Genomic DNA, 13,806 nt, shown 5'->3' on the forward strand with positions numbered 1-13,806 from the left:
TACCCATGCCCTATCTGATTGCAGACGAACTGCCCCGCGAAAGCGCCGGCAAACGCTTCCGCGAGGCCCTCGCCCGCCCCGGCATCTACAAACTTCCCGGCGCCCATAACGGACAGGCGGCGATCCAGGCGAAGCAGGCCGGCTTCGACGGCCTCTACCTCTCCGGCGCGGCCATGACCGCCTCGATGGGGCTGCCGGATCTCGGCATCATCACCGTGGATGAAGTGGCCTTCTTCATCCGCCAGATCGTGCGCTCCTCCGCCCTCCCGCTGCTGGTCGACGGCGATACCGGCTACGGCGAAGCGCTCAACGTCATGCACATGGTCCGCACGTTCGAGGAAGCCGGGGCCGGCGCGGTTCATCTGGAGGACCAGATTTTGCCGAAGAAGTGCGGTCATCTCAACGGCAAGAACCTGGTTCCCGGTCATGACATGGCCGCCAAGGTCGCGGCCGCGAAGAAGGCGAGCCGGGACATCGTCATCGTCGCCCGCACCGACGCGGCCGGCGTGGAAGGCTTCGACGCCGCCGTCGAGCGCGCAAAGCTCTACGTGGAAGCCGGCGCCGACGCGATCTTCCCCGAAGCCCTCGTCACGCGCGAGATGTTCACGAAGTTTGCCGAGGCCATGCCGGGCGTGCCGCTCCTCGCCAACATGACCGAGTTCGGCAAGACCCCGTTCTACACCGCCGACGAATTCGCGGCGATGGGCTACAAGATGGTGATCTGGCCGGTCTCGTCGCTGCGCGTCGCCAACAAGGCGCAGGCACGGCTCTACGCGGCCATCGCCAAGGACGGCGGAACCCATGCCATGGTCGACGCCATGCAAACCCGCGCCGAACTCTACGAGACGATCGGCCTCCACGACTATGAAGCGCTCGACGCCTCGATCGTGAAGACAATCGTTCCCGAAGCGTTACCGGCAAGCTGATCCTCCATCAGCTCTCCGGTCGCCCGCCCGGCGTTCTCGCAAACTGGCTGCGAGGATGCCGGGCGGTATCGCATTCCTCTTGATCTCGCCCGAATGATTTGCAACATCCGCATGAACGAAATAGCGATAAAACGCAGATTTGCGAAGTTTTGCGAACGGTTTAGGCGCAATCTGCAAATCTTGCGAACGACGGGCAAGAGCTGATGCGGAAGATGTTCATGGGCGTGCGGCTGCGGCGCCTTCGCGAAGAGCGCAAGCTCAAGCAGGTGGAGCTTGCCTCCGCGCTCGATATCTCGCCGAGCTACCTCAACCAGCTCGAACAGAACCAGCGGCCCCTCACCGTACCGGTCCTGCTGAAGCTGAACTCGGTTTTCGGGATCGATGTCCAGCTCTTCTCGGAGGACGAGGAAGCCCGCCTCGTCACGGACCTTCGCGAAGCGTTGACGGACAGTGCGGAGCCGATCTCGCTTGCCGAGATCAAGGAACTGGCCGCCAATATGCCTGCCGTGGGGCGGACCCTGGTCGCGCTCCACCGCCGCCAGCGCGAGATGAGCGAACGCAGCGAAGCCATGGCCGCACAGCTAGGCGATGACTGGATCACACCGGGCCCTGCGCGCATGCCGTTCGAGCAGGTGCGCGACTTCTTCTATGCCCGCCACAACCACGTCGAATTGCTGGATGAGGCAGCCGAACGCATCTACCGTGAAGCGGGCCTAAGCCCGCGCTCGGTCTATGCCGGCCTTATCGAACGTTTGCGCGGGCAGCACGGCATCCAGATCGTCTGGAGCGAGACCGAAAGCGCCCAGCGCCGCTACGATCATACGCATCGCACACTCCATCTCTCCGCTCATCTCAAGCAGGGTCAACAGGCCTTCCAGATGGCCACCCAACTCGCCTTTCTGGAACTGAAGGACGAAATCGACCGCCTTGCCGACGATGCAATCCTGGCCGGCGAGGAAGCCAGGCGGCTCGCGCGGATCGGGCTCGCCAACTACTTCGCGGGCGCCCTCATCCTGCCGTACGGCGCGTTTCTCGCAGCGGCGGAAGAAGAAGCCTACGACATCGAACGTCTGGGCCGGAGATTTGGCGTGGGCTTCGAGACGATCTGCCACCGCCTTTCGACCCTGCAGCGAGCGGATGCACGGGGCGTTCCGTTCTTTTTCGTGCGCGTCGATCGCGCCGGCAACATTTCCAAGCGGCAGTCGGCGACCGACTTTCACTTCTCCCGCGTGGGCGGTTCGTGCCCGCTTTGGAACGTCTACGAAGCGTTCACGCAGCCCGGCCGGGTTCTGACGCAGATCGCCCAGATGCCGGACGGGCGGACATACCTGTGGATCGCCCGCACGGTGGGTTCGGGCAATGCCGGCTATGGTGTTCCCGGCAAGACTTTCGCCGTCGGGCTTGGCTGCGATATCCGCCATGCCTCCCGTCTGATCTACGCGCGCGGCCTCGATCTCTCCGATCCAGCGGCCGCAACCCGGATCGGAGCCGGCTGTAAGGTCTGCGAACGGCCGGCGTGCCCGCAGCGGGCTTTCCCTCCGATCGGCAAGCCCATCGCGGTGGACGAGAACCGCAGGACTCTGGTTCCTTACTCGGCAGAGTGAGGACGTATCGGCTCCAACTCCTGCAAATCGGAATTGCGCCAGACGCTGATGCGGCTCGGCGCGGCCAGCAGCGCCTCGACGAATGCGACATCGTAGGTCGGGACGGAGACAAGCTGACCTCGCTTGATCAGGACATTGCCTGATTGGGTGAGGCGGCCGTCTTTCGTCCAGCGTAGCCGCTCGCTGCTGGAGATGGGCAATACATCCATCAGCAACCGAGGCGTCAAAGGACGCCGCGCAATGGTCGTCAACTCAAGGACGATACGGCTCCAGCCATAGTCCAGCCTCATGGCATCGACTTCTCGAAAGCGCAGTCGATCGGTCCCATCGATCCAGCTCGACCTGCCGCACCGGTTGGATATGGCCAAAACCGCTCGGCGTGCCTCGGCTTTGCGCAAGCTGAGCCCTAGCATTTTGTTGAACGGACCACCAAAATCGAGCTCGAGGCCGACCTCGCCGATATGCCGACCTATCGCGTGTCGCATCGCACAGGCTGCAGGGTCCTGCTCGATCCGCTGCAGCAACTTTTTCAATTCCGAGCCGCCTGGCTCGCGATCATTCAAACTGGCCAAAGCCCCGTTCATCGTCACCTCTTGCACGCCAATCCGCCGGGTGCCCGTGCAGAGCGTCCCGACACGACCTGCCACTCCACGCAAACGAAGTGCCATGCCCAGTAGTGCCGCTCAGACGAGAAGTCCGTGCCCGGCCATCCCCTGGACCAGACAAGTGCGACCAGACGCCGGCAGGTCTCCTGGCTCGCGGGTCAATGCATCGATGAACGGCCTTCCCAGGCCTCGCAGGAGTTAGCGTCCGGCCCAGTGGCTGCGGCGCGGTCCTTGCCATGCCGCGATGAACATCGCGCTCGCCGCTTACAGTTGCAGGGACAGCCTCGGACTAGAGCGCGAAATGCCCTCACCGTGTTCCCTATTAAGCCTCGATCGAGGCACCGGCGCGATTTGCCCAACCGCCCATCGGGGCGAAGGAGCGACTTTTGCTAACTCGCCATTTGTGGCTCCGCAAGGGACATCGGCAGGGAAAGGGGCATTTGCCTAAGTTGCCGGCTAAATCGAAGCCGCAAGTTGTGCCGAAGGAGGCCTTGGGCCTACCGAAATGAACGACGTCCAACCTTCAGCGGTGATCGATTTCACGCCAAGCCTTGGGCGACATACCATAATGGCGACGAAACAGGCGTGCGAAGTGGCTGGGATTTGAATATCCGACCTGCAAGGAGGCCTCCATCACGGGCTTGCCCTGCTGGAGCAGCTCAAGCCCGGCTTCGATCCGCATGCGCTGAAGATCGCCGTTCACCGGCAGCCCGAAACGCGCGCGGTATCCTTCCTTCAGCCTACGCGTGTTGAGGGCAAAGGTACGGGCTAACTCCGCGATCGACCATGGATGGGCGAGATCCTCCAACATGGCCTGGCGCGCCGCATCGAGCCGGGTGTCAGTCAATGACGGAACATCGCGTGGCACCGCTAAGGATGGATCCCGGATGATTGCGCTGGTCACTTCAAACAGGGAAAGCGCAAGCGCTTCCATGCGCAAATCCGCAGCTGGTGCAGCAAAGGCAAGTTCGAACAGCGACTGCGCATCGCCGAGCAGTTCGGAAGGTGCGGCGCCTTTGCCCAACCAGAAACCTGGACAAGAGGCGTGGTGCAACGGATGTCGATGATCGACGCTGTCGAATGTCGCAAGCGCACCGATGCGCTCCAGGAACTCGATAGACAAGCGCAGCTCCACGACCCGAAATGGCGCCGATCCTTTAGCCGTGGCGATGCCCGTCACGGTATCGCGGGCAAAGGACACGTAGAAGTTTCCGGCCAGATAAGGGGCCGCCGGAAGCCGGGTTCCCTGCCGGTCCACCTGCCCTTCCCCCTCACCGGACAGCAGCACGACGATTGCAAGGCATGGCTGCGTCGTTGCCGAGACCGGCGAAGCGCCGCGCGCATCGAGTTCGAATACGGAAAGGTCGAAGCCCGGGCGAATGCTGAGGCGTACGCCTCGCCCTGCCGGCGCTCTCGTCCCATCGAAATGAGCCTCCGGCGCCATACCAACCGCACAGGGCAACTGAGATCCCGCTTGCGCCAGAGGGCGTTCAGACAAACTGAGGCGGGGCTTGATGGGATGTGGCATGCGCTCATTGAACGCTATTGATAATCACAGTCAATAAAGTTCCGATTGCGTTGGTTTACGTTCCGATCGCGGGCGCGAGCGATACGTCACTGCAGTTAGGGCCAAGCAAGCAGCGGGGGGCGAGACCGACCGTTCGGAGGGAATTCCCACCGGCCTCTCGATCGCCAGCTTTTTGATCGGGGTCCAACTTGAACACACGGCATACATCGATTTCGTCGGCCCTTCTGGCCGGAGCCGCTCTGTGGAGCGTAAGCGCACAGGCGCAGGAAGAGTCTGGCGATGAGAAAGGAAATGACCAGATCGTCGTAACGGCTGGCAAGCGGCCGCAGTCACTCGCAAGTGTCGATGGCCAGGTCGCAATCGCAACTCCGGCGGCGCTCGATCCACGCGGGTTCCAGGGCGTGGAGCAACTCGATCGCCTCTTCGCGGACCTTTCCATCCGCGCCCGCTCGAGCCGTACATTCGCCAACGTCACGATCCGTGGGCAGTCCTCGGTGGACTTCTACAATCCCTCGACCCAGCTTTACGTCGACGGGTTGCCGCAGGATCAGGCGCTGTTCTTCCAGTTGCTGCCGGTGGGCCTCGATCGCGTAGAAGTGCTCTATGGCCCGCAGGGCACGCTATACGGACGCGGCGCCGTGGGCGGCGTGATCAACGTCGTGACGCAAAAGCCCGACAACGATCTCCATGTGCAGGCCGTGGCCGCATTGACCAAGCTTGGCGAGACGGAGCAAGCCCGCGTGAGCGCCCCGATCGTGAAGGACGCGCTCTATGCCGATATGCTCTACGCAAACCGCCGCGAGGAAGGCGAACTTCGCGGCATGACCAGCGGCGATCAGCTTGGCGGATCCAGGACGGAAACCGGCCGGGTTCGCCTGCGCTACGCGCCCACCGGCGGCAAGGTGGACCTGATGTTCTCCTGGCAGCGCAGCACGGTGCGATCGGATGAGGAATACTTCGTACTGGAGCCGCTGTTCGATCAGCGCCGTGCACTGGAAATGCCCTCGCATTACCGGCTCCGTACCGACAGCTACGGCCTGACGGCGGCCTTCGATCTCGGCTTTGCCACGCTGACGGCATTGACCGGCTATCAGGATCGCGACCTCGATCGCACCGTCTTCGGCAGCTACACCCCGGAAACGCAGCGCACGTTCAGTCAGGAACTGCGCCTCTCGTCCAAGGGCGGTGGGCCGGTGGATTATGTCGCGGGCCTCTATTTCGAGGACTTGCGTTTCCGCCGCGTCGTGCCCGCCTACGATCTGGGATCGCACCAGAAGGTCCGCACTTATGCCGCTTTCGGCGAAGTGACCTGGCACGTGACCGACCGGCTCGATATCACACCGGGGCTGCGCCTGAGCCGCGAGGAAACCGACGCCGACACCTATTACGGCAGCATCGCGCTGGACAACCAGACCGGCAAGACCAGCGTTCTGCCCAAGCTGTCCATCGGCTATCAGGCCAGCGATGCGCTGCGGCTCTACGGCGTCTTCTCGACGGGATTCAAGGCCGGTGGCTTCACTCGCGCGGTAACGCCGGCGACCATTGCCTACAGCTACGCCCCACAGCACAGCTACAACTACGAGCTGGGTGGCCGCCTTCGCAGCCATGGTGGTCGCTACGAGGCAAGCCTGGCGGCGTATTACATCCTCAGCACCGACTTCCAGCTCTCGGTCGGCCCTGCCGATGGAATGTACTTGCAGAATGTCGGCAAAGTGAAAAGCAAGGGCATCAACCTTAACGCCCGCGCAGAACCGCTGGACGGCCTCCGCCTGACGCTTTCCGCGGCGCTCAACGACAGCTGGTTCAGCCGTTACGACAATGCGCTGAACCCTGGCGTCGATCTGAGCGGCAACACAATGCCTTACAGCCCTTCCGGCATGGTCAATGCCAATGTGCAGTACGATATCCGCCTGCCCGGCCATGCAGGAACCGTAAGTCCGCACGGCGGCGTCAGCGTAATCGGCAAGACATGGTTCGATGAGGCCAACAGTATCGCGCAGCCGCGCTATTCCCTGATCGATGCTGGGCTGCGCTGGCAGACCGGCATGGGCGTCGCGGTCGATCTCTATGGCGATAACCTCACGGACAAGCGCTATGCCGTTTATGCTTTCAACGCCGGGCAGGGGATCGGCAATGCCTATCAGCTTGGACGGGGCCGCGAACTGGGCGTACGCCTCAGCCTGAACTACTGACGGTCGCCCACGTCCATGAACATGTCACCGGCAGCCTTGCGACGATGGTCGGGCCTGCATCGTTGGTCTTCGCTCGCCTGCGCGGGTTTCCTCCTGATGCTTTGCGCGACAGGGTTGCCGCTGATCTTTCATGATGAGATCGATCGCTGGCTGGAGCCCACGAGCACCGCACAACTTGCCGAGCCCCGCCCGCTTGACGAACTGGTCGCGGCCGGGCGCCAAGTGCATCCCAAAAGGGTCGTGCAGTTCGTCGTCTGGGAGCCGGAAACACCCGATCGGCTGACCCTGTCGATGGGGACCAGCGCCACGGCCTATCCCTCGACCAACGTCAACGTCGTGATCGACAAAGCTTCCGGCCTGCCGATTGATGAGAGTGCCGGCGGCGGTGTGATGGACTGGGTGCTGAAGCTGCACGGCCAGCTACTCTTGGGACCGCTCGGTCCGCCTGTACTGGGGCTCGTTGCGCTGGCGTTTCTGCTGTCGGTTGTATCCGGAGTCGTCCTCTACGCACCGTTCATGCGTCGCCTGGCGTTTGGAACGGTGCGGCGCGAGAAGGACGCGCGAACCCGTCTGCTTGATCGGCACAACCTGATCGGCGTGGTCCTGACCGCCTGGCTGCTGGTGGTGGGAGGCACCGGTTGGGTCAATGCCTGGGGCGGCTACATCTTCCAGATCTGGCGATCCTCCGCCATGTCACCGATGGCTGCAGGGCAAACTGTGCCGAAGCCCCTCGTCTCGCCGCAGCATGCACTTGCCCAGGCCATGGCTGCGATTTCCAACAGCGAACCGGCAATCATCGCCTATCCAGGCTCGCTGATGGCGGATGCGAGCCACTACGCCGTCTATTTGCGCGGACGCAGCGCGATCGACAGCCGTCTCATGAAAGCAGCGCTCGTCGATGCCCGGACGGGCCAGCGAGGTTCGGCTCCGACCACGCCGTGGTATATCGAAGTGCTCCTGCTCGCCCAGCCGCTGCACTTCGGGGACTACGGGGGGCTGGCGCTCAAGCTGATCTGGGCACTGCTCGATCTGCTGGCGATCGCCGTGCTCTGGACAGGGCTGCGCCTCTGGTGGCGCAAGCAGGTGCGCCGATCATGATGCGGATTTTCGCGATCCCGCTGGCCTGCGCAGGCCTCACAGTGAGCGGTCTCGTTCTCGCGCTGGTGAGCGATGGTCCGATGGAAGTGTTCGGCCATGGCGCGGTGCTCATCCCCATTCTGCTGCTGGGCTGGAAACTTCGATGAGTAAAGGAGACGCGACGATGACAGATGCTGGAGCGGCAAATCCGACCTCTACGCTTGCCGGAGTGCCGGAAACCCTGCTTATCACGCTGGCCGCGCGGTTGATGGCCAACCGCCAGAACCCCGACTTGCACTTCGCCGATGCCGCAGCAGAGCATGTCGGCGACGCGATCGGCTTCGATCCGAAACGTTTTTCCGGCGACAGGGCCAGCATGCGCGGCTGCGTTGCTCGCGGTCAGTGGTTCGACGGCGTGGTCACTCGCTTTCTGAAAGAGCATCCCGAGGGGCTGGTTATCTCGATCGGCTCCGGCCTCGACACGCGCGCCAACCGTCTACTCCCTCCTGCAAGCGCGGACTGGGTGGATATCGATTTTCCGGAAGTGATTGCGCTGCGCGATGCCTATGTGCCGGCATTGCCGAATGTCACCATGCTGGCAGCGAACGGCACTCAGGTTTCCGAATGGGCGGAGAGTACGCGCTGGCGCGCAGGCCGTCCGGTCATGGTGATCGCAGAAGGCGTCTCCATGTATCTCCAGCCTAACGACGCTGAAGCATGGCTGCGTGGGTTGACCGCCGAGGCAATGGCTCGCGGATCCTCGCTAACGCTCGCGCTGGATCTGGCCTCGCCATTGATGGTGCGCCAATCGCACCGACATCCCAGCGTGTCGAAAACCGGGGCGAGATTTTGGTGGGGCGTGAAGCGACCACAGGACCTGACTGTAATGTGCCCTGAACTGCATCTGCGAGAAACTTATGACATTGCCCGGCGATGCGGTCCGGCAGCCCTGCTAGTTGCTTCTGCGTACCGATTGCTGACGCGTGGACGCCCGATCTACAGCTGCGCGTTGTTCATCGGGTAGACGGTTAATATGGTCGGAATGCAGGTCTCGCAATAACCCGGTTCTCCTGGGAAGGTGCGCCGACAAAACCGACCTTCGACGCTTCATTCGATCATCCAGAAAGCCGCCTATTGTTCACCGAGCCGTTGGCGCCGGTGAACGGCCAACATTGGGACAATCGGGACTATCGGGTCAAAAACGCTACAGCGTCAATTCCAGGCGTGGCGCGGTAGTGACCTACGGCCTGCGGCAGTCGCCACAACAGCCACTCTCTGGCCAGAACGATTGCCACAACCGGCCTCTCGCAAAACGAACCGCTTGGAACGAGTTCTGTCCACTTTTGACGGACTGCCTCGCGTTGAAAATCGGGATCACCGCATGAAGAACTCGACCGGGACTACCAGTTCAATCGTCTCGCCCGTCACATCCTCGGGAGGCTTGGGCAATGGGCTGGCGCGTTTGGGGAGGCTCAGGGCTTCATCGTCGAGCGTTCTAGTGCCGGACGAGCGTTCGAGACGAATTGACTGAACCTTGCCCTCACGGCTTATCGTGAAGCGTATCCAAGGTACACCCTGCTGACGGCGGAACGCCGCTTCGCGGGGGTAGCGTTTTACCTTGTTTAGTGCGCCAAGAACCATGCCCTCCCATGTCGGCCGTGCATCGCTGACCTTCTGCGCTGGAGGTACGGGCTTATTTTCGGGCGCGGTCGTCTTCTCCTTGGGTGGACCGAGATCGACCACCGGTGGGGCGGTCTCGGCCACTTTCTGCGAGGTACTTGGTATGGTGATTTCAGGCACCGCGACCTCTGACTGCACGACCTCGGGCTGGGCCTTCTCGCGCTGAATTTGCTCAGGGCCGGGCGGGATGTCGCTTTTTTGCTCAGGCGGTGCGGCTGGCACATCGACATCGAACACGGCCAAGCGTGCCGGTGTCTGCAATGCCGTATAGACCCGCCAGGACAACAGCCCACAAGCGGCAATGATCGCCGCGATGAGCGTGGTACAGAATATGCCGAACAGCCGAGCCTGAAGATCCGTCGTCCGATCACCATAACGCGGCAAGGGACGCGGCAGATCATCGTCAGCGCTGCCTGACGGCGCCGCGATGTGGACATCGTCGCCCCCCCTCCACCGCGTATCGCACTGTCTCGTTGCGATGTTCATATGAGCTGCGCTCCGCCCTGAGGTTTGGTTATGCATACATTGTCCGCCACCACTGACCGCACATCCAGAAGTGCCCGGACACCGACTGTCCGGGTACTCTTCATTCACAGTTTGCCGCGCAGCGTCAGACGGAAATTCCGCGGCTCCCCGTAGATATTGTAGAAGATCGCGTAGCCCGGAATACGCAGGTAGGTCTTGTCGAGCAGGTTGTTCACCACCAGCGAAACATCCCACTTCTCGGAGATTTCATAGCCGAGCTTTGCATTCACGATAGCGTAGGCGCCTTGCCGAACGAGATCGGTGTACATGTTGCTCTGCCACTGGATCCCCCCGCCGACCTGCAGGCCCGAGGCCCACCCCTGCACACCGGCCTTGCCCAGATCGAACTGGCTCCATGCCTTGAGCATGTTCTCCGGACTCTGGGCCGGGAGGAAGCGCTTGCCGACATTGGCCGGATCGGTGTCGCTCAGGTATTTTTGCTGGTTATACGTATAGCCTGCCGTGATCTCCCAACCCGGCAATGGGCTGCCGTTGACTTCCAGTTCCACACCTTGACTGCGCACTTTGCCCGCGGCCCGATAGCAGGTGCCGTCGGCCGTGCCGCCGCAGCCGATATTGGCTTCGTCAATGATCGCGCGGTTGGAATCATTGATGCGAAATACCGCGATCGAGGCATTGAGGGCATCGTTGAAGAAACTACCCTTGAGGCCTGATTCCAGCTGCCATCCGACACGCGGCGCCAAAGTCCTGTTGCTCACATCCTGCGCCGTCTGCGGCACGAAAGTGTCGGTATAGCTAGTGTAGACGGTCAATTGGTCTGTCACGTCCAGCACCGCCCCGGCATAGGGTGTGAAACGCCGCTTCGTGGTCGCGCTGTTGTCGATCCACGGGGTCACATCCGGGAAGACATCGCGATCCTTGATCGTGAAGTTGGTGAGGCGACCGCCGACGATCACCGTCAGCGGATCGGCGAGGCGAATGCGCGCCGATCCATAGACGCCGGTCTGCGCCGTCACCGTCTCATAGCGGTAGGTGATGTTGTCATCGATCACAGCCGACAGGTCATGATCGTTCAGGACGTCCCAGCTGCCGGGGTTTACGAACTTGGTGCCGCCGATGAAGTCGTAGCGCGAACGGTTGACACCGAAAGTCAGGTCATGCGTCATGCCCAGCAAGTGCACCGGCCCGGTCACGTGCGCATCGAAGCTGTGCCACTTGGTTTCCTGCTCGACCCGTCCGGCCGACATGCCGCTGACCAGTCCGGTCTCGCGGTCGATGGCTTCCCAGGGAAATACCGAATAGCCGCCATAGCTCAGCCGGCGGAGGCTATAGGCGCTCTTGAATGTCCAGCCGCCTCCGAAATCATGGCTGAGGTCGACCACCATCTCACGCGAGCGCGTGCGCGAAGGTGCGTCCGAACCGGTGAACGACCCCCGTGCCGGTACAGTGCCGTCATCGTAGAGCGGCAGGCCGAACGAGTTGATATAGGTGCGCTGCGAATAGATGCCGCTCACGCCAAGCGTGGTGCGGGGCGCAAAGTCGTATTCCACTACACCGTAGACAGAACGATCGTGGTTGTAGCCTACGTCGTAGAACTTGTCCTCGTCCTGATATACCCCGACCACGCGGGCGCGCAGGTTGCCGGAAGCAGTGAGCGGGCCGCTCACGTCGACTTCGCCGCGATAACGGTCCCACGATCCTACCGAAGCCAGGCCCGACACCGCCAGCACGTCAGTGGGCCGCTTTCGGACGTAGTTGACGGTTCCGCCCGGTTCGCCGCTGCCCGTCAACAGGCCCGATGGGCCACGTAGCACTTCGATGCGGTCGAAGAACGCGAGGTCATCGGTGTTGGAGCTGGCCTTGTCCGAACCCTCCTGCTGCGGCACGCCATTGTACTGTGCGTTCGCCGCATAACCGCGAATGATGTACTGCTCCTGGCGTTCGTAGCCAAAGCTGCGTACGCCGGTTACCTGGTCGAGCGCCTCACTGACGGTCGTGAGGTTCTGGTCGTCCATCCGCGTTCGTGTGATGACGCTGACTGACTGCGGAATCTCCCGAAGCGACTGCGCGCTTTTTCCCACCGTGACCGTGTGAGCAGCATAAGATCCGGTGCCTTCTGTCACGCCGGGATCGGATGACGCGACGACAGCGCCGTCAGCTTCACCCTCGACTTTCACCGGTCCAAGTTGGACTGCGGCACCAGCGGCCTGCGGAGCCAGTTCCAGAACGGCGGTAGTGCGGCTCGTGAAGCGGAAGGTGAGACCGGTTCCGCGCAGCAGAATACTCAGCGCTTCGGCGGCAGAGTGCTTACCGGATACACCGGCACTGCCACGCCCGTCGATAAGCGTGGAATCCGCCGTGACCTGTAAACCGGACTGCCGTCCAAACTGCATGATCGCCTCGGTCAGCGGCTGGGCCGCGATGTCGAAATTGCGCTGCCCTGCCGTCTGCGCCTGTGCGGGCGCCGAAGCCAATACGAACGGGGTGGATGCGGCCAGCGAAATCGCGAGCGCTCTCATGCCAATCGTCCCGAAGGCACTGCCCTCCACGCCACCAATACCGCGAAATTTCTTGCCCCCAGTCATGCTTGCTCCTTCAAAAGCGATAATCCGGCGCGGACAAAGTTTGATAATGCGTCGCAACAGCCGATATTACCTCCACGCCTTGCGGAGCACTTTTTTCAAACGAGGACGAAAATTTTTTCCGAGGCCCCAACAGCGACTGAATTCGCGTAGCTACGTCCCGGTCACGATCATCAGCCACGGGGTTATGCGCAAGATACTGCCCCCGTACGGCTGAATCAGCGCACGCAACGCGTCCTCGGGGTCCGAAAGGCCAATGATACCGGTGACACGCTTGCGCCCGATCGCATCGTCGGCGAGGACAATGCGGCCCTTGTACCAGGGACGCAGTTCGTCGATCGCCTCGGCTACCGTGCGCCCGCGGATCACGACTGAACCGGAACGCCAGATACCGGCTAGATCACTTGCCTGATGTCCGGTGTCGGGCGTCTCGCCGGGCGCTGCACTGACCCAGTCCCCCGCCCCCAGCACCGTTGAAGCACTGCCTTCAACACGAACGCGGCCATGGCCAACCGCGACGCTGCGGTCGTGGCCGATCATTCGCACGTCGAACGCGGTGCCGAGCGCGGTGGCGGCAATACCATCCGCCTCCACGCGGAACGGCCGCGAAGGATCGGGTTGTACCTCGAACCATGCCTGTCCACGGAGCAGACGGATATCACGGTGGTTTGACGTATAGGCGACGGCGATAGCGCTGTCCGGGCCGAGCCTGACGCTGCTACCGTCGTCCAGCGCAACGTTCGCCATGCTGCCCGCCGAGGTCATATGGTCTGCCCGCAGATGCAGGAGAATCTCGGGGCCGCCCAGTATCGTCAGACAGGCGCCTGCAGCCGCCATCGCGGCGAACGACCACTTGCGCCGTACTTTTCGGTTTTGCGACACTCCAGCGGGGCCGCCCACTCCGGGAACGAGGTATGCGGGATGGCGCGGTTCCACGCTGCCGATCATCTCGAACAACGCTTCCATCTCTTCCCATGCCCGGACGTGCGAGACGTCGGCCTCGCGCCAGGCCGCAAACGCGCTGGCCAGTTCACGATCGTCAGGTCGCTCGCGCAGGCGAATGAGCCAGTCCGATGCCTCCATGCTGATCCGTTCTGCCTCAACCGACATGGACACTCTCCCTGGC

11 protein-coding genes and 1 riboswitch are annotated in these 13,806 nt (G+C 62.4%); of the genes, 6 read left to right on the forward strand and 5 right to left on the reverse strand.

Features of this window, described 5'->3' with window-relative positions; translation table 11 throughout:
• The first annotated feature begins 5 nt into the window (after positions 1-5).
• Positions 6-926: a methylisocitrate lyase gene (gene prpB, locus ACXJ16_RS22135; protein WP_463922000.1), complete on the forward strand. Its 921-nt coding sequence runs from the start codon at positions 6-8 to the stop codon at positions 924-926.
• A 203-nt stretch (positions 927-1,129) separates the two neighbouring features.
• Positions 1,130-2,530 (forward strand): short-chain fatty acyl-CoA regulator family protein, encoded by a 1,401-nt coding sequence (locus ACXJ16_RS22140; protein ID WP_463922002.1) that lies wholly within the window; start codon positions 1,130-1,132, stop codon positions 2,528-2,530.
• Here the strand turns inward: ACXJ16_RS22140 and ACXJ16_RS22145 are convergent.
• Together ACXJ16_RS22145 and ACXJ16_RS22150 are read right to left on the reverse strand one after the other, a co-directional pair.
• Positions 2,515-3,114, reverse strand: coding sequence for a hypothetical protein (locus ACXJ16_RS22145; RefSeq protein ID WP_463922004.1), 600 nt, complete (start codon positions 3,112-3,114; stop codon positions 2,515-2,517). The two genes, ACXJ16_RS22140 and ACXJ16_RS22145, sit on opposite strands and share 16 nt — an antisense overlap.
• A 140-nt stretch (positions 3,115-3,254) precedes the next feature.
• Positions 3,255-3,496, reverse strand: a riboswitch (cobalamin riboswitch).
• Between the two features lie 162 nt (positions 3,497-3,658).
• Positions 3,659-4,579 carry a helix-turn-helix transcriptional regulator gene (locus ACXJ16_RS22150; RefSeq protein ID WP_463922005.1) on the reverse strand — a complete coding sequence of 307 codons (921 nt, stop codon included), beginning with the start codon at positions 4,577-4,579 and terminating at the stop codon, positions 3,659-3,661.
• A gap of 272 nt (positions 4,580-4,851) precedes the next feature.
• On the opposite strand from ACXJ16_RS22150, the gene ACXJ16_RS22155 reads away from it, so the two are divergent.
• From ACXJ16_RS22155 to ACXJ16_RS22170, 4 genes are read left to right on the forward strand one after another with little or no spacing between them, the layout of a single operon-like run.
• Entirely contained in the window at positions 4,852-6,855 is a 2,004-nt protein-coding gene (locus tag ACXJ16_RS22155) for a TonB-dependent receptor (RefSeq protein ID WP_463922006.1), read from the forward strand.
• Between the two features lie 15 nt (positions 6,856-6,870).
• Positions 6,871-7,953 (forward strand): PepSY-associated TM helix domain-containing protein, encoded by a 1,083-nt coding sequence (locus tag ACXJ16_RS22160; RefSeq protein WP_463922008.1) that lies wholly within the window; start codon positions 6,871-6,873, stop codon positions 7,951-7,953.
• Positions 7,950-8,099: a hypothetical protein gene (locus ACXJ16_RS22165; RefSeq protein ID WP_463922009.1), complete on the forward strand. Its 150-nt coding sequence runs from the start codon at positions 7,950-7,952 to the stop codon at positions 8,097-8,099. The genes ACXJ16_RS22160 and ACXJ16_RS22165 overlap by 4 nt, the downstream gene beginning before the upstream one ends.
• A gap of 17 nt (positions 8,100-8,116) precedes the next feature.
• Positions 8,117-8,956, forward strand: coding sequence for a class I SAM-dependent methyltransferase (locus ACXJ16_RS22170; RefSeq protein WP_463922011.1), 840 nt, complete (start codon positions 8,117-8,119; stop codon positions 8,954-8,956).
• Between the two features lie 350 nt (positions 8,957-9,306).
• Here the strand turns inward: ACXJ16_RS22170 and ACXJ16_RS22175 are convergent, their stop codons facing one another.
• The 3 genes from ACXJ16_RS22175 to ACXJ16_RS22185 all read right to left on the reverse strand — a co-directional run bounded on the left by ACXJ16_RS22175 (position 9,307) and on the right by ACXJ16_RS22185 (position 13,790).
• Positions 9,307-10,098 (reverse strand): energy transducer TonB family protein, encoded by a 792-nt coding sequence (locus ACXJ16_RS22175; RefSeq protein WP_463922013.1) that lies wholly within the window; start codon positions 10,096-10,098, stop codon positions 9,307-9,309.
• 104 nt (positions 10,099-10,202) lie between these two features.
• Entirely contained in the window at positions 10,203-12,740 is a 2,538-nt protein-coding gene (locus ACXJ16_RS22180; protein ID WP_463922014.1) for a TonB-dependent siderophore receptor, read from the reverse strand.
• A gap of 93 nt (positions 12,741-12,833) precedes the next feature.
• Complete coding sequence (locus ACXJ16_RS22185; RefSeq protein WP_463922015.1) at positions 12,834-13,790, reverse strand: FecR family protein; 957 nt, start codon at positions 13,788-13,790, stop codon at positions 12,834-12,836.
• Between the last annotated feature and the right edge of the window lie 16 nt (positions 13,791-13,806).

The organism is Novosphingobium sp. TK71, from assembly GCF_055361505.1.